At 63.3% G+C, this 16766-nt stretch carries 11 protein-coding genes and 3 rRNA genes; 1 reads left to right on the top strand and 13 read right to left on the bottom strand.

Annotated elements, in window-relative coordinates; translation table 11 throughout:
• Window positions 1-8 precede the first annotated feature (8 nt).
• The 10 genes from ABMA10_RS10220 to ABMA10_RS10175 all read right to left on the bottom strand — a co-directional run bounded on the left by ABMA10_RS10220 (window position 9) and on the right by ABMA10_RS10175 (window position 10010).
• Window positions 9-884 (bottom strand): ParA family protein, encoded by an 876-nt coding sequence (locus ABMA10_RS10220; protein ID WP_347868959.1) that lies wholly within the window; start codon window positions 882-884, stop codon window positions 9-11.
• Window positions 885-954: 70 nt separating this feature from the next.
• A complete protein-coding gene (xerD, locus tag ABMA10_RS10215) occupies window positions 955-1905 on the bottom strand; it encodes a site-specific tyrosine recombinase XerD (protein WP_347868958.1) in 951 nt (316 codons plus the stop codon).
• A gap of 3 nt (window positions 1906-1908) precedes the next feature.
• Window positions 1909-2529 (bottom strand): NUDIX hydrolase, encoded by a 621-nt coding sequence (locus tag ABMA10_RS10210; RefSeq protein WP_347868957.1) that lies wholly within the window; start codon window positions 2527-2529, stop codon window positions 1909-1911.
• Entirely contained in the window at window positions 2522-4216 is a 1695-nt protein-coding gene (locus ABMA10_RS10205) for a CTP synthase (protein WP_347868972.1), read from the bottom strand. Before ABMA10_RS10205 ends, ABMA10_RS10210 begins: the two co-directional genes overlap by 8 nt.
• A gap of 137 nt (window positions 4217-4353) precedes the next feature.
• A complete protein-coding gene (gene recN / locus ABMA10_RS10200) occupies window positions 4354-6051 on the bottom strand; it encodes a DNA repair protein RecN (RefSeq protein WP_347868956.1) in 1698 nt (565 codons plus the stop codon).
• Complete coding sequence (locus tag ABMA10_RS10195) at window positions 6048-7058, bottom strand: NAD kinase (protein WP_347868955.1); 1011 nt, start codon at window positions 7056-7058, stop codon at window positions 6048-6050. Before ABMA10_RS10195 ends, recN begins: the two co-directional genes overlap by 4 nt.
• A 4-nt stretch (window positions 7059-7062) precedes the next feature.
• A complete protein-coding gene (locus ABMA10_RS10190; protein WP_347868954.1) occupies window positions 7063-7917 on the bottom strand; it encodes a TlyA family RNA methyltransferase in 855 nt (284 codons plus the stop codon).
• A gap of 3 nt (window positions 7918-7920) precedes the next feature.
• On the bottom strand, window positions 7921-8079 hold the full coding sequence (locus tag ABMA10_RS10185) for a hypothetical protein (protein WP_347868953.1): 159 nt from the start codon (window positions 8077-8079) through the stop codon (window positions 7921-7923).
• A gap of 94 nt (window positions 8080-8173) precedes the next feature.
• Window positions 8174-9220: an HAD-IIA family hydrolase gene (locus ABMA10_RS10180; protein WP_347868952.1), complete on the bottom strand. Its 1047-nt coding sequence runs from the start codon at window positions 9218-9220 to the stop codon at window positions 8174-8176.
• The gene (locus ABMA10_RS10175; RefSeq protein WP_431031471.1) at window positions 9180-10010 is read right to left on the bottom strand and encodes a hypothetical protein; all 831 of its coding nucleotides are present in this window, start codon (window positions 10008-10010) and stop codon (window positions 9180-9182) included. Before ABMA10_RS10175 ends, ABMA10_RS10180 begins: the two co-directional genes overlap by 41 nt.
• Before the next feature lie 9 nt (window positions 10011-10019).
• On the opposite strand from ABMA10_RS10175, the gene ABMA10_RS10170 reads away from it, so the two are divergent.
• Complete coding sequence (locus ABMA10_RS10170; protein ID WP_347868950.1) at window positions 10020-10592, top strand: hypothetical protein; 573 nt, start codon at window positions 10020-10022, stop codon at window positions 10590-10592.
• 257 nt (window positions 10593-10849) lie between these two features.
• Here ABMA10_RS10170 and rrf read toward each other — a convergent pair.
• The 3 genes from rrf to ABMA10_RS10155 all read right to left on the bottom strand — a co-directional run bounded on the left by rrf (window position 10850) and on the right by ABMA10_RS10155 (window position 16194).
• A 5S ribosomal RNA gene (gene rrf / locus ABMA10_RS10165) occupies window positions 10850-10966 on the bottom strand.
• 144 nt (window positions 10967-11110) lie between these two features.
• Window positions 11111-14227, bottom strand: a 23S ribosomal RNA gene (locus ABMA10_RS10160).
• Window positions 14228-14673: 446 nt separating this feature from the next.
• Window positions 14674-16194, bottom strand: a 16S ribosomal RNA gene (locus ABMA10_RS10155).
• The 16S, 23S and 5S rRNA genes sit together here, the layout of an rRNA operon.
• Window positions 16195-16766: the final 572 nt, after the last annotated feature.

Here is a 16766-nt window from a genome sequence, read left to right as displayed (position 1 = left end):
GGGCGGGATCAGGCGATCGCGCCACGGGAGATGAGCTCTCTCGCGAGCTGGCGGTACGCCTTCGCAGCGGGGTGCTCCGGAGCGAACTCCGTGATCGGCGTACCGGCGACACTCGCGTCGGGGAACTTGACGGTCCGGCCGATGACCGTCTCGAGGACCTTCTCGTCGAAGGCGTCGACGACGCGCTCGAGGACCTCGCGCGAGTGCAGGGTGCGCGAGTCGTACATGGTCGCGAGGATGCCGTCGAGTTCGATGGCCGGGTTGAGGCGGTCGCGGACCTTGTCGATCGTCTCGATGAGGAGCGCGACACCGCGCAGGGCGAAGAACTCGCATTCGAGCGGGATGAGCACGCCGTGGCTCGCGGTCAGGGCGTTCACCGTGAGCAGACCCAGCGACGGCTGGCAGTCGATGAGGATGACGTCGTAGTCGTCGGACACCTTCCGGAGCACGCGGGCGAGAATGGTCTCGCGGGCGACCTCGTTCACGAGGTGGACCTCGGCGGCTGACAGGTCGATGTTGGCCGGCAGGACGTCGAGGCCGTCAATCGCCGTGTGCTGGATGACCTCGGCCGGATCCTTCACCGTGCCCAGCAGGAGGTCGTAGACGGTGTTGGAGTCGTGGGTCGTGATGCCGAGGCCAGCGGACAGCGCGCCCTGCGGGTCGAAGTCGACGACGAGCACTCGACGGCCGTATTCGGCAAGCGCGGCGGACAGGCTGATGGTCGTCGTCGTCTTGCCGACGCCGCCCTTCTGGTTGCACAGCGAGATGATGCGGGCCGGTCCGTGCTGCGCGAGTGTCGGCGGGATGTCGAACTCGCGACGCGGACGGCCGGTGGGGCCGTTCGGGTTCAGTTCCGCGGCGGTCTTGCGTGCAGAATGCTGCACTGCGCTCGTTTGCTTCGTACCGGCCACCGGTGTTGCCTCGCTCCCGCTTGCTGTCGTTCGAGTGACGAGTCTACCGGCCTGCGCGTGAGGACTGCGGTGCCGCTCCGCCCGTGCTCCATCTGGCCCGCGGATGCGCCTGCGTGTAGACGTCGCGCAGGTTGTCGATGGTGACGAGCGTGTACAGCTGCGTCGTCGCGACGGACGAGTGGCCGAGCAGTTCCTGCACCACCCGGACGTCGGCGCCGCCCTGCAGCAGGTGCGTGGCGAAGGAGTGCCGGAGCGTGTGCGGGGAGACGTGTGATTCGAGGCCCGCGCGCTCCGCCGCCCGCTGCAGGATGAGCCACGCGCTCTGCCTGGACAACCGCGCGCCTCGCTGACCAAGGAACAGCGCCGGGGTCGAGCGCCCGAGGCCCGAGTACAACGGCCGCACCCGGACGAGGTAGCGGTCGAGAGCGTCACGCGCGAAGCTCCCGAGCGGCACGATGCGCTGCTTCCCGCCCTTGCCGAGGAGTCGCACGATGTCGGTGTCGATCACGTCGTCGACATTGAGACCGACCGCCTCAGACACGCGAGCACCCGTCGCGTAGAGCACCTCCAACAGGGCCTTGTCACGCACCGCGAGCGGGTCGTCGCCATCGGTCGTCGCGAGCAGAGCCTGCACCTGCCCGATCGTGATCGCCTTCGGCAGTCTGCTCGGGAGTCTCGGCGGTCGCACCTCGCGCGCGACATCGAGCTCCACAAGCTGTTCGTCCAGCAGGAAGCGGTGCAGCCCACGGATCGACGACAGCACCCGGGCGAGCGACGAGGCCTGCACGGGCCGCCCCTCCGGGGTCCGGAGTGAGGCGGTGAACCCTGTCACGTGAGCGGGCGTGATCGCCGTCGCCTCATCGACCCCGTGCGCGGCCAACCACGCCAGGTAGCCCTCGAGATCGCGTCGGTACGCGGCCTGCGTGTTCGCGGACAGGCCACGCTCGATCGCGATGTGCCGCAGGTAGTTCGCGACTGCGCGATCGAGCGCCATGGCTCAGGCGCCGCCCGGACCGATCGTGGACGCGCCGCTGGCGCGCAACGTCGACCAGTCGCGGTCACGCGCAGCGGCTGCGGCGAGTACGCCGAGCATCAGGATGGAGTTGTGCAGTCGACCGTCGAGGACGGCTGCGACCGCGTCGTCGAGCGGAACCCACTCGACGCGGATGTCCGCTTCCTCCTCGGTGCGGGCGAACGCCTGAGCGGTGGCTGTCAGGCCGCGCGCCAGATAGATGCGGATGGACTCGTTGCTCCCGCCGGGCGTCGTGTAGAACTCCGTCAGCAGCTGGAGCGAACCGGCGACGAGGTCGGCCTCCTCCTCGAGCTCGCGACCAGCGGCGAGAGCCGGGTCCTCCCCCGCGATGTCGAGCAAGCCGGCAGGCAGCTCCCAGTCGCGTTCGCGGATCGGGTGGCGGTACTGCTGGATGAGGAGCACCCGCTCCTCGGCGTCCAATGCGAGCACTGCGACAGCACCGGTGTGGTCGACGAACTCGCGGACGACCTCGCCGTCACCGTAGCTGAACGTCTCGCGGCGGATGTCCCAGACCTTGCCTGCGAAAGCGCGCTCCGAGGAGAGCACCTCGACGGGGTGCGACTCGTCCTGCAGCGGCTCAGCCATTGGCCACGTCGAACAGGCGGCTCGCCTGCTGGCGCTCGAGGGATGCGCCCACGAGGCCCGCGAAGAGTGGGTGCGCGTGGTTCGGGCGCGACCGGAGCTCCGGGTGTGCCTGTGTCGCCACGTAGAACGGGTGCACCTCGCGGGGCAGCTCGACGTACTCGACGAGGTTGCCGTCGGGCGAGAGGCCGGAGAACTGCAGGCCCGCGTCGGCGATCTGCTGCCGGTAGCCGTTGTTCACCTCGTAGCGGTGACGATGCCGCTCGGCGACCTCGGTGGAGCCGTACAACTCGGCGACGATCGAACCCTCGTCGAGCTTCGCGGCGTAGAGGCCGAGGCGCATCGTCCCACCGAGGTCGCCGTCTGCGATGATCTCGACCTGCTCGGCCATCGTCGCGATGACGGGGTATTCGGTGTCGGGGTCGAACTCGGATGAGCTCGCGCCCTCGAGGCCCACGATGTTGCGGGCGTACTCGATGACCATGCACTGGAGGCCGAGGCACAGACCCAGGACGGGGATGCCGTTCTCGCGGGCGAACTTCAGCGCGCCGAGCTTGCCCTCGATGCCACGGATGCCGAACCCACCCGGGACGCAGATGCCGTCGACGTCAGCGAGGGCCTTGACGGCACCGTCGACCGTCTCGCAGTCGTCGGAGGGGATCCACCTGATGCTGACCTTGGTGTCGTGCGCGAACCCGCCGGCCTTCAGCGCCTCGGTGACCGAGAGGTAGGCGTCGGGGAGGTCGATGTACTTACCGACGAGACCGATGGTGACGGCGTGCTTCGGCGCGTGCACAGCCTGCAGCAGGTCGGCCCAGCCGCTCCAGTCGACGTCGTCCGCGATCAGGCCGAGCCGGTTCACGATGTAGGCGTCGAGGCCCTGGTCGTTCAGCATCGTGGGGATGTCGTAGATCGACGGCACGTCGATGGCGTTGACGACGGCATCCTCGTCCACGTCGCACATGAGCGCGATCTTGCGCTTGTTGCTCTCGGTGACGGGGCGGTCGCTCCGGAGCACGAGGGCGTCGGGCTGGATGCCGATCGAGCGGAGCGCTGCAACGGAGTGCTGCGTCGGCTTCGTCTTCTGCTCACCGGACGCGCCCATGTACGGCACGAGCGACACGTGCACGAAGAACACGTTCGTGCGGCCGAGCTCGTGACGGATCTGGCGCGCCGATTCGATGAACGGCTGGGACTCGATGTCGCCGACGGTTCCACCGATCTCAGTGATGATGACGTCGGGGCGCGGATTCTCGCTCGCCTGCAGGCGCATGCGGCGCTTGATCTCGTCGGTGATGTGCGGAATGACCTGCACGGTGTCGCCGAGGTACTCGCCGCGGCGTTCCTTGGCGATGACCGTCGAATAGATCTGGCCGGTCGTCACGTTCGCTGCCTGGCTCAGCTCGATGTCGAGGAAACGCTCGTAGTGGCCGATGTCGAGGTCCGTCTCAGCACCGTCGTCGGTCACGAAGACCTCGCCGTGCTGGAACGGGTTCATCGTGCCTGGGTCGACGTTGAGGTACGGGTCGAGCTTCTGCATGACCACTCGGAGGCCGCGTGCCGTCAGCAGATTGCCGAGGCTCGCGGCGGTCAGGCCCTTGCCCAACGAGGAAACGACACCACCAGTCACAAAGATGTGCTTGGTCGTGCCGTTGGATTTGTCGACGATGTCGTCGGTCAGAGAGTTCAGCTTGCCCGCTTCAGAAGTATTCACCACGGGCTTTTATCCTACCATCCGTTTTGACGTTCCGCTGCGGATCGTCCAGATCGGAAGCATCGCACACCTCGCCGGCCGCGACGACGCGCGCCCTGGGGACCGCCGGCGTCTCATTTCGCCGCCATCGAGAGGAGCTCACGGGCGTGCGCGAGCCCGCTGTCCGACTCGGCCAGTCCGGAGAGAAGCCGGGCCATCTCGGCCTCACGATCGGCACCGACCAACTGGCGGACACTCGACGCGGTCACGGAGCCGTCACCGCCCTTCACCACACTCAGGTGGTTGTTCGCGAACGCGGCAACCTGCGCGAGGTGCGTGACGACGATCACCTGCGACCGCTCGGCGAGCGCCGCGAGACGCCGGCCTATCTCGATGGCCGCGGCACCGCCGACCCCGGCATCGACCTCGTCGAACACGAAGGTGGGGACGGGGTCCGCGCCCGCGATGACGACCTCGAGGGCCAGCATGACGCGGGACAGTTCGCCACCCGACGCGCCCTTGCCGAGCGGCCTCGGGTCGGCTCCGGCGTGCGGACGCAGCAGGAACACGATGTGGTCGCGCCCGTGCACGGTCAACTCGTCGCGGTCGGTCACCTCGACGACGAGTTCCGCCTCAGCCATGGCGAGTGAGTGCAGTTCCGCGCTCGCATCCGCGCCGAGGCGCTCAGCGGCCGCTGTCCGGATCGCGCTGAGGGCTGCTGCCGCGGTGTCGACCTCGGCGGCGATCCGCTCGACGTCGTCCGCGAGCTGCGTGATGCGGTCGGAGTCTCCGTCGAGTTCGAGGAGACGTGTACTGCCGGTCTCCAGCAGGTGCAGTACGTCGTCACCGCTCGGACCATATTTCCGGGCAAGGGTCGCGAGGGTCGCACGACGCTCCTGCACGACCTCGAGCTCGCGTGCGCCGTCCTCGTCGAGCCCGGCGAGATAGGTGGAGAGCTCCGCGGCGATCTCCGCCGCGAGGTAGCTGGCGTTCGTGACGCTCGCCGCGATGGCACCGAGCGCCGGGTCGTGGACAGCCGCGCGATCGAGCTGACGCCTCGCGCCTTCGAGGAGTCCGACGACGTCGCTCTCCTCACCGGCCTCCGCCGAGACGAGTTCCCGGGCGCCGGCTGCCGACAGACGCAGTTCCTCGAGGTTCGTCAGGCGGTCGGCACGCTCGGCGAGTTCCGTATCCTCGCCCGGCTGCGGATCGGCCTGCTCGATCTCGGCGAGGGCGGTCCGCAGCTGCTCGGCTTCGAGCAGGCGGGTGTCGCGTTCGTTCGTGAGGGTGTCGAGTTCCGCGCGGAGCTCGAGCAGGTTCGTGTAGCGCGCCTGGTAGTCCGCGAGCGCTGCCGGCAGCGGTTCGCCCGCGAACCGGTCGAGGGCGTCGCGCTGGGCCGGAGCCGCGCGCAACCGGATCTGGTCCGATTGGCCGTGCACGACGACGAGTTGTTCGCCGAGCTCGCCGAGGATGCCGACCGGAGCAGTCCGGCCACCGACGATCGCACGACCTCGGCCTTCAGCGGTCACGATCCGGCCGAGCAACAACTCAGCGTCCTTCCCGGCCTCGTCCAGGTCTCCGCCGGCTTCGCGGACACGTTCGGCGACCGCACCGTTCGCAGGTACCAACCAACGGCCCTGGACGCTCGTCTGCTTCTGGCCCGCTCGGACGACGCCGCTGTCCGAGCGCTGCCCGAGCAGCAGCCCGAGCGCGGTGACGACCATCGTCTTGCCCGCGCCGGTCTCGCCGGTGACAGCGGTGAAGCCGGGGCCGAGCGGCAGCGTGCCCTCGGCGATGACCCCGAGGTCGCGGATCTCGATCTCCTCGATCATGCCGTACCCTCCTGGTCGGTGTGTCGGGCTGCTCGGGTGGACGCCGGCAGGTGGATCGCACCGGTCATCGGCTCCTCGCGTCCGACCGGGCCGCGCCATCCAGTCACGGGAAGCTGGAACTTGTTGACGAGTCGGTCGGTGAACGTGCTCTCGTGCAGGCGGGCGAGGCGGACCGGCACGGAGGATCGGCGGACGACGACCCGAGCACCCGGCTGCAGATCCTGTGCCCGGCGTCCGTCGCACCAGAGCACACCGACACCGTCAGTGCGTTCCAGCACCTCGACAGCCAGGGACGATTCAGGGCCGACGACGAGCGGCTTCGCAAAGAGCGCGTGGGCGCTCAGCGGGACGAGGGTGATCGCCTCGACCGATGGCCACACCACGGGGCCCCCGGCGGAGAAGTTGTAGGCGGTCGATCCGGTCGGGGTCGAGATGACGACGCCGTCGCAGCCGAAGGACGACAGTGGGCGCTGGTCGACCTCGATGACGACCTCGAGCATCCGCTCCCGACTGCCCTTCTCGACAGTGGCCTCGTTGAGCGCCCAGGTCTCGTAGACGACCTCGGCACCGACCTTCACACGCACGGAGAGCGTCATCCGCTCCTCGACGAAGTAGTCGCGGTGGACGACGCGCTCGACCGTCTCGGTGAGGTCGTCGCGCTCGCTCTCGGCGAGGAACCCGATGTGCCCGAGGTTCACGCCGAGCAGCGGGGCCGCTGATCCGCGGGTGACCTCGGCCGCGCGCAGGATCGTGCCGTCGCCGCCGAGGACGATGGTGAGCTCGATGTCATGCAGCTGCACCTCGTCGTCGAGGACGGACACGACATCGAGGCTCGGATCGACCGCGAGGAGGTCGGCCCGTTCGAGCGCGCTCAGAACAGGTCGGACGCCGGCGTCCAGCAGGAGTCGGCAGACGAGCACCGCGGCGTCGCGCGAATCGTCTCGTCCGGTGTGCGCGACCACCAGGATGTTCCGTGCGGTGACTGCGGGATCGGTCGAAAGGGCCATCCGGTTACGCTCCAGCCATCGAGGTGATCTGCTGCATCCATTCTGTCGGATTCCGGCCGTGCCGAGCCGATATCCACACGAGGTACTCGTGGTTGCCGTGGGTGCCGACGATCGGCGAGGGGATGAGCCCGGCGGTGCCGAGACCGAGGTCCCAGGCCGCCCACAGCACGGCACTGATCGCGTCGGCGCGTAACGCGGCGTTCTTGACCACGCCCTCCTTGACTCCTCCTCGTCCCACCTCGAATTGCGGTTTGACGAGCAGGACGGCTTCAGCGGGCTCGGCGACCACCGAGACGAGCGCGGGCAGCACCTGGGTGAGCGAGATGAAGGAGAGGTCGCCGACGACCACCGAAGGGCGTTCGTCGAGACCGGTGAGATCGGTCAGTTGCGCGGCGGTGAGGAAGCGCACGTTGCAGCCTTCGACGACGGAGACCCGGGGGTCGTCCCGCAGCAGCGGGACGAGTTGATCGTGTCCGACGTCGAGCGCGATCACGCGCCGGGCTCCGCGCTCGAGCAACACCTGGGTGAAACCGCCCGTCGACGCACCGGCGTCGAGGACGAGTGCGTCCGCGACCGGGACGGGGAACGCGTCGAGCGCGGCGACGAGTTTGTGTGCCGCTCGGCTGACGTAGTGGTCGGCGATCGCAACCTCGATACGCGCTTCGGGCCGCACCTTGTGCGCGGCCTTCACGACTGCCGCGCCGTCGACCGTCACGAGGCCGTCGGCGATGAGTTGCGTCGCGTGCGTGCGTGATCGTGCGAGTCCGCGGGCCGCGAGAGCAGCGTCCAGGCGCACCGGGCAAGGGGCAGTCTCGGAGTCGCCCTGCTCGGACGGGAGGTTCTGTGCTGGGATCACCATGCGCTAGGCCGAGGTCCTCGGCGAGTCGCTCCCCTCGAGGACCGCACGCAGTTCATCGACGACCTGACTGTAGGCGGAGGCCCGCTGATCGAGCGGCTGCTCGTCGATGAGATGGACGCGCGACACCAGGCCGTCGGCTGGGTACTCCTGCTCGTTCGTCACCCCGTCAGCCTATCGGCCGGTGCCGACGTTCCCGGGAGGAAGCGCTGAGGGCGAACACCGGTTCGCAGGCTCGCCCTCAGGCTCGGTGACCGGGTCACTCGGTGTAGAGGTGCTCCGGGACGTTGAGCCCGTAGATGGCTCGCCCGGACGCCCAGATGGACGCGCAGGCGGCGCGCAGCAGATCGATCCTCGACTCCCCCGCCGACTCGATCACGACGTCGTTACCTCGGATCCGCACGGTGGCGGCACCGACGGTGGCAGCCTTGCCATCGCGCGACATCGTGGTCGGCGGATACGGCTCGTGCAGCTGTCGGAGGTCCTCGAGGATGAACGTCGGGCGCGACTGCGCGTCCGCGGCCAGCACGTGCTTGGCCCGATCGATGCCGGTCAGGACGAGCGCCGATGCGATCCCGGCCCGGTTCGCGCCGAGGATGTCCGTATCGAGTCGGTCACCGATGAACAGCGGGTTCGCGGCTGCGAAGCGGGCCTTGGCCTCTTCGAAGATCGGGACCTCCGGCTTGCCGGCCACCGTCGCCAGACGACCGATCGCGGTGTGGACCGCGGACACGAGTGTGCCGTTTCCCGGCGCGATCCCGCGGGCCTGCGGGATCGTCCAATCGGTGTTCGTCGCGACCCACGGCAGCTCAGTGCCGTCGGCGGTCGGCGCCTGGAGGGCGAACGCGGCCTCGGCCAGATGCGACCAACCGACCTCTGGCGCGAAGCCCTGGATCACCGCAGCCGGCGTGTCGTCTGCGGAACGGGTGACGACGAACCCGCCCTTCTCCACCTCGTCCACCAGACCGGCACCACCGACGACCAGGATCGTCGAGCCGGCAGGGACGAGGCCGGCGAGCAGACGCACGGCCGCTTGAGGGCTCGTCACGACCTCCGAGGGAGCAACCCGGAGCCCGAGGTCGGTCAGGTGCTGAGCGACGGATGCGTCGGTACGAGACGCGTTGTTCGTGATGTACCCGACGCGGACCCTCTCGGCCGCGAGGTTGAGCGATTCGACCGCATGTGCGATCGGGTTCGGTCCGGCATAGACGACGCCGTCGAGGTCGGCGAGGACGACGTCGACACCATCGAGTGGAGTCACGGGCTTAGGCCTTCTCGTCAGCAGCGGGCTCACTGTCGGCCTCATCCTCTCGAGAACCGGCCTCCGGCCCCTCATCGCGCACCGGTGCTTCCGCTTCAGCGGGTTCCGCGTCGGCCTGGACCGCTTCATCGCCGGTGACGGTGTCGTCGTCGTCGTCTTCGTCTTCGAAGATCTCCTCGACGACGACCATGGTCTCGCCTTCGTCGTCGGCAGCGGACTGGTCCAGTGCCTCGGCAGCGATCGTCGCACGATCGTGCCAGACGGTCGCCTCGTCCTCGCGCCCCAGGATGTCGAGCGTCTCGGCGTACGCTTCGAACAGCGCGGGGCTCCAGGTGAAGGCACGCTTCGGATCGAGCTGCGGGATCTCCAGCTCGGTCAGAGCGTCCTCGTTCTGACCGAGGTCGAGCCGGGCGCCGGACATCGCGATCGCCAGAGCCACCCGGACCGGCACGTCCAACGTCGAGCGGTCGACGGAGCGACCGAGTTCAAGCGCCCGCTCAGGACGACCGACACCACGCTCACTGTCGACCATCAACGGCAGCTGATCGTCCTTGCCCGAGATCCTGCGGTACGTGCGGAGCTCGCGAAGAGCGAGCGCGTAATCGCCGGTCTCGTAGGCCGTGATCGCGAGCGTCTCGCGGACCATCGCGATACGACCGGCGCGGCGCGCGGCCGACATTGCATGCAGGTGCGCGAGCGCAGGATCGGAGTCGATCAACCGTGCGGCCATCGCCAGATGCTGCGCGACGCCGTCGGCGTTCTCCTTGCTGAGGGTCTTCAGCTCGTTGCGCGCACCCTTGTCGAGATCCTGCGGTGTGACGTCGTCCGGGATCACCGGGTCGTCGTGGCGCGGACGGATCGACTTCAGCTCGAAGGCGATGCGCTCCTCCTCGGTGAGCTCGCGCTCACGTTTGAAGGCATCACGGTCTCCACGGGCCGGCGCACCATCGCGCGTCCACAGATCACGACCGCCATCGCGTCCACTCGGACGAGAGCCGTTGTCGCGACCACGTTCGGGGCGCCCGCCGCGATCGGACGAGTGCCCACGGTCAGTGCGATTCCCGCGATCGGGTCGATCTCCGGACGACGGACGATCCTTGTTCCAGGCAGGACGGTCCGAACCACCCGAACGCTGCGGACGATCGCCCGAGGCGGGGCGATCCTTGTTCCACCCGGGACGGTCACCCGAACGCTGCGGACGATCACCGGCAGGACGATCCGTGCGAGGACGATCGGTACGGTCAACCGAACGCTGCGGACGATCACCGGCGGGACGATCCGTGCGAGGACGATCGGTACGGGGCTTGTCTCCCCATGGCCGACGCTCCGGCGTCCGGTCTGCGCGCGCACCTCCGGTGGAACGATCCGCCGCAGGACGGTCACGGCTCGGCCGGTCGTCTCGACGTCCGGCGCCTGAACCCTGCCGAGCGTCCCCGGAAGAACGAGGCGTGGAGCGAGGAGGACGTCGGTCGCCCCGCTCGGGGTTGTCGTCTGACTGATCGCTCACTATGTTCTCCACGGTACTCGTACGTCGTCGCTCGACGTCTGCCTGCTGTTGAATTCTGGTTCCACGCTACCCGCGTAACGGCGGACCCGCGTCAAGCGGGCCCGAAAAGTGTCGACTTAACGCAAAATGGCCACCCAAGAATCTTGGGTGGCCATTTCAACGAAGAAGTCCGGCGGTGTCCTACTCTCCCACAGGGTCCCCCCTGCAGTACCATCGGCGCAAAGAGTCTTAGCTTCCGGGTTCGGAATGTAACCGGGCGTTTCCCTCTCGCTATGGCCGCCGAAACACTATTGATGTATCAAAGTGAACGAGCAAACTAACAACGTCGTGTGTCGTAAGACAACGAAGGTGTTGTTTGCAGGTTCTCGACCGTACATCGAGAACCACTCAGTGGACGCGTAGCATCTTCGTATTCAAACAAAGAATATGTTATCAAATTATCGGCTTATTAGTACCGGTCAGCTCCGAGAGTCTTTCGTCCTCTCTTCCACATCCGGCCTATCAACCCAGTAGTCTGGCTGGGAGCCTCTCGCCCGAAGGCATGGAAATCTCATCTTAAGGCCGGCTTCCCGCTTAGATGCTTTCAGCGGTTATCCATCCCGAACGTAGCTAATCAGCGGTGCTCCTGGCGGAACAACTGACACACCAGAGGTTCGTCCAACCCGGTCCTCTCGTACTAGGGTCAGATCCTTTCAAATTTCCTGCGCGCGCAGCGGATAGGGACCGAACTGTCTCACGACGTTCTAAACCCAGCTCGCGTACCGCTTTAATGGGCGAACAGCCCAACCCTTGGGACCTACTCCAGCCCCAGGATGCGACGAGCCGACATCGAGGTGCCAAACCATGCCGTCGATATGGACTCTTGGGCAAGATCAGCCTGTTATCCCCGAGGTACCTTTTATCCGTTGAGCGACAGCGCTTCCACAAGCCACTGCCGGATCACTAGTCCCGACTTTCGTCCCTGCTCGACTTGTCAGTCTCACAGTCAAGCTCCCTTGTGCACTTACACTCGACACCTGATTGCCAACCAGGTTGAGGGAACCTTTGGGCGCCTCCGTTACTTTTTGGGAGGCAACCGCCCCAGTTAAACTACCCACCAGGCACTGTCCCTGAACCGGATTACGGTTCGAAGTTAGATATCCAGAGTGACCAGAGTGGTATTTCAACAATGACTCCACCTGAACTAGCGTCCAAGCTTCAAAGTCTCCCACCTATCCTACACAAGCCACACCGAACACCAATACCAAGCTGTAGTAAAGGTCACGGGGTCTTTCCGTCCTGCTGCGCGTAACGAGCATCTTTACTCGTAATGCAATTTCGCCGAGTTCGCGGTTGAGACAGCTGGGAAGTCGTTACGCCATTCGTGCAGGTCGGAACTTACCCGACAAGGAATTTCGCTACCTTAGGATGGTTATAGTTACCACCGCCGTTTACTGGGGCTTAAATTCTCAGCTTCGCCTTGCGGCTAACCGTTCCTCTTAACCTTCCAGCACCGGGCAGGCGTCAGTCCGTATACATCGTCTTGCGACTTGGCACGGACCTGTGTTTTTAGTAAACAGTCGCTTCCCACTGGTCTCTGCGGCCTTCAAACGCTTTCGGAGCAAGTCCTAATACGCCTCAGGCCCCCCTTCTCCCGAAGTTACGGGGGCATTTTGCCGAGTTCCTTAACCACGATTCTCTCGATCTCCTTAGTATTCTCTACCTGACCACCTGAGTCGGTTTGGGGTACGGGCCACTAGAACCTCGCGTCGATGCTTTTCTTGGCAGCATAGGATCACCTACTATCCCTTACGGGTCCGTATCGTGTCTCAGCCTTCACGAGAGACGGATTTGCCTATCTCTCAGCCTACGCACTTACACCGGGACAACCATCGCCCGGCATAGGCTACCTTCCTGCGTCACACCTGTTAATACGCTAAACGCACCAGCATGGGGTCGAGCGTTAGACCGGACCCATCATCCCCGAAGGGAATCAGTCGTCCGGGTTAGGACTCTTAGCACCACTGGATTGTCTTGGGCGGTTCTTCGCGGGTACGGGAATATCAACCCGTTGTCCATCGACTACGCCTGTCGGCCTCGCCTTAGGTCCCGACTTACCCAGGGAAGATTAGCTTGACCCTGGAACCCTTGGTCTTTCGGAGGACATGTTTCTCACATGTCTTTCGCTACTCATGCCTGCATTCTCACTCGTGTAGCGTCCACGGCTGGTTTACACCGCCGCTTCACTCGCCACACGACGCTCTCCTACCCATCAATACGGCTGGACCACGAAGGCCTACCAAAAATATCAATGCCACAACTTCGGTGGCGTGCTTGAGCCCCGTTACATTGTCGGCGCGGAATCACTTGACCAGTGAGCTATTACGCACTCTTTCAAGGGTGGCTGCTTCTAAGCCAACCTCCTGGTTGTCTGTGCAACTCCACATCCTTTCCCACTTAGCACGCGCTTTGGGACCTTAGTTGGTGGTCTGGGTTGTTTCCCTCTCGACGATGAAGCTTATCCCCCACCGTCTCACTGCTGCGCTCTCACTTACCGGCATTCGGAGTTTGGCTGACGTCAGTAAGCTTTTAGGCCCCATCGGCCATCCAGTAGCTCTACCTCCGGCAAGAAACACGCAACGCTGCACCTAAATGCATTTCGGAGAGAACCAGCTATCACGAAGTTTGATTGGCCTTTCACCCCTATCCACAGCTCATCCCCTCAGTTTTCAACCTAAGTGGGTTCGGTCCTCCACGACGTCTTACCGTCGCTTCAACCTGGCCATGGATAGATCACTTCGCTTCGGGTCTAGGACATGCGACTGAATCGCCCTATTCAGACTCGCTTTCGCTACGGCTACCCCACACGGGTTAACCTCGCCACATATCGCTAACTCGCAGGCTCATTCTTCAAAAGGCACGCTGTCACACCTACAAGGGTGCTCCAACGGTTTGTAAGCAAACGGTTTCAGGTACTATTTCACTCCCCTCCCGGGGTACTTTTCACCTTTCCCTCACGGTACTTGTCCGCTATCGGTCATCTGGGAGTATTTAGGCTTATCAGGTGGTCCTGACAGATTCACACGGGATTTCTCGGGCCCCGTGCTACTTGGGATACTTCTCGCACGATTGCAGCATTTCGACTACCGGGCTGGCACCGTCTCTGGCTGGGCTTTCAATCCCATTCGTCTATACCACGTTCTAATGCTCCCCGAATATCAGTTCGGAGTGAGAAGTCCCACAACCCCGGACATGCAACGCCTGATAGCTATCACACATGCCCGGTTTAGCCTCTTCCGATTTCGCTCGCCACTACTGACGGAATCACTGTTGTTTTCTCTTCCTGGGGGTACTGAGATGTTTCACTTCCCCCCGTTCCCTCTACCCGCCCTATATATTCAGGCGGGAGTCACCAGGTCACTTAAAAGGCCTGGCGGGGTTTCCCCATTCGGAAATCCTCGGATCACAGTTCGTTTATCAACTCCCCGAGGCTTATCGCAGATTACTACGTCCTTCTTCGGCTCCAGATGCCAAGGCATCCACCGTTTGCTCTTAGAAATTTGAAATCACATGAGTTTGAATCGATCGACACCAATTACTTGATGCAGATTGACCAATGATCTATAACACTCCGAAGAGTGTCATTTGATCTTTGTGATCCACAACCCCGAAGGGCCATGAATCTAAGATGCTCGCGTCCACTGTGTAGTTCTCAAAGTACGGGCGGTACCTGTCGTGATGGCCATGTATGCCAACAACAACAGGCCCTGAGGTTCGTCCTCACATCCGAAGATGCGGATCCGGTCCCTCAGGACCCAACAGCGTGCATGCACCAGACCTCGAAACCCGAACCGTTCCGATCACCCGAAAGTGATGTACTGAGTTCAAATCTTCCGACCTGATGCCAATGTCAATGTTCCACCCATGAGCGCCACCTGAGAACATTCGCCTCAGCGTGACTTGGCAGCTTGAATCTCCCTGTATACAGAGGAGAGCTGCACATGCTCCTTAGAAAGGAGGTGATCCAGCCGCACCTTCCGGTACGGCTACCTTGTTACGACTTAGTCCTAATTACCAATCCCACCTTAGACAGCTCCTCCCTTGCGGTTAGGCCACTGGCTTCGGGTGTTACCGACTTTCATGACTTGACGGGCGGTGTGTACAAGGCCCGGGAACGTATTCACCGCAGCGTTGCTGATCTGCGATTACTAGCGACTCCGACTTCATGAGGTCGAGTTGCAGACCTCAATCCGAACTGGGACCAGCTTTTTGGGATTCGCTCCACCTTACGGTATTGCAGCCCTTTGTACTGGCCATTGTAGCATGCGTGAAGCCCAAGACATAAGGGGCATGATGATTTGACGTCGTCCCCACCTTCCTCCGAGTTGACCCCGGCAGTATCCCATGAGTTCCCACCATTACGTGCTGGCAACATAGAACGAGGGTTGCGCTCGTTGCGGGACTTAACCCAACATCTCACGACACGAGCTGACGACAACCATGCACCACCTGTTTACGAGTGTCCAAAGAGTTGACCATTTCTGGCCCGTTCTCGTATATGTCAAGCCTTGGTAAGGTTCTTCGCGTTGCATCGAATTAATCCGCATGCTCCGCCGCTTGTGCGGGCCCCCGTCAATTCCTTTGAGTTTTAGCCTTGCGGCCGTACTCCCCAGGCGGGGCGCTTAATGCGTTAGCTACGACACGGAAACCGTGGAATGGTCCCCACATCTAGCGCCCAACGTTTACGGGGTGGACTACCAGGGTATCTAAGCCTGTTTGCTCCCCACCCTTTCGCTCCTCAGCGTCAGTAACGGCCCAGAGATCTGCCTTCGCCATCGGTGTTCCTCCTGATATCTGCGCATTCCACCGCTACACCAGGAATTCCAATCTCCCCTACCGCACTCTAGTCTGCCCGTACCCACTGCAGACCCGAGGTTGAGCCTCGGGATTTCACAGCAGACGCGACAAACCGCCTACGAGCTCTTTACGCCCAATAATTCCGGACAACGCTTGCACCCTACGTATTACCGCGGCTGCTGGCACGTAGTTAGCCGGTGCTTTTTCTGCAGGTACCGTCACTTTCGCTTCTTCCCTGCTAAAAGAGGTTTACAACCCGAAGGCCGTCGTCCCTCACGCGGCGTTGCTGCATCAGGCTTTCGCCCATTGTGCAATATTCCCCACTGCTGCCTCCCGTAGGAGTCTGGGCCGTGTCTCAGTCCCAGTGTGGCCGGTCACCCTCTCAGGCCGGCTACCCGTCGTCGCCTTGGTGAGCCATTACCTCACCAACTAGCTGATAGGCCGCGAGTCCATCCTTGACCAAAATTCTTTCCAGCAACTCACCATGCGGTGGAAGCTCGTATCCGGTATTAGACGTCGTTTCCAACGCTTATCCCAGAGTCAAGGGCAGGTTACTCACGTGTTACTCACCCGTTCGCCACTAATCCACCCAGCAAGCTGGGCTTCATCGTTCGACTTGCATGTGTTAAGCACGCCGCCAGCGTTCGTCCTGAGCCAGGATCAAACTCTCCGTAAATGTTGAATTGCACGACCCCGAAAGGCCGGCACATTTCGCGCAACGCAACGCCGGAATAGGCGAAAACGCTGCAAGTTTGAAACTGACAGAACAAATCATTACTGACTTGCTTTGTTTTGTTTAAATGTATTCCAAAGGAATCTCCTGCAAGATCAACCAACCGAAAAGGAAGGCATCACAAGCACGAGGTTTTTGGCATTTGACATTGTGCACGCTGTTGAGTTCTCAAGGATCGGATGCTCCTGCCTTTGGCCATCACGACCGCCCTGCAGGGCAACTTCTCTAAGTTACCACTTCTTCGGTTGTTGTCAAATCGAACCAGGAGCTGATCTCGCCGGACAGAGTCCGCCTGATCCTCACCGCTTCGATGACCCGAGAGCTGGGAAGTTCCAACCTAGTCTTGAAGTGAGACAATCTCAAGTGTGAGTCTTGCTCACGTCGAGATGCTCGACTTTTGGCTGGGTATCAGTCCCACTTAAGCCGGGAAGCTCTTCCGCTTCCCGCACCTTTGGGGTGACGAGTGATTACTTTACGCAGGACGCCGGAACGTGGCAAATCGCGGCTGCAGCCCG

The sequence above is a fragment of the Plantibacter sp. RU18 genome (assembly GCF_050613355.1).
Lineage (GTDB): Bacteria > Actinomycetota > Actinomycetes > Actinomycetales > Microbacteriaceae > Plantibacter.
Note: the sequence above shows the minus strand (reverse complement) of the source record. Positions and strands in the feature narration are given on the sequence as shown.

Coding starts and splice junctions, on each gene's coding strand:
- ABMA10_RS10180 (WP_347868952.1), bottom strand. CDS start 9,220: ATGAGGCCGACAGTGAGCCCGCTGCTGACGAGAAGGCCTAAGCCCGTG.
- recN (WP_347868956.1), bottom strand. CDS start 6,051: ATGATCGAGGAGATCGAGATCCGCGACCTCGGGGTCATCGCCGAGGGC.
- xerD (WP_347868958.1), bottom strand. CDS start 1,905: ATGGCGCTCGATCGCGCAGTCGCGAACTACCTGCGGCACATCGCGATC.
- ABMA10_RS10210 (WP_347868957.1), bottom strand. CDS start 2,529: ATGGCTGAGCCGCTGCAGGACGAGTCGCACCCCGTCGAGGTGCTCTCC.
- ABMA10_RS10190 (WP_347868954.1), bottom strand. CDS start 7,917: ATGGTGATCCCAGCACAGAACCTCCCGTCCGAGCAGGGCGACTCCGAG.
- ABMA10_RS10195 (WP_347868955.1), bottom strand. CDS start 7,058: ATGGCCCTTTCGACCGATCCCGCAGTCACCGCACGGAACATCCTGGTG.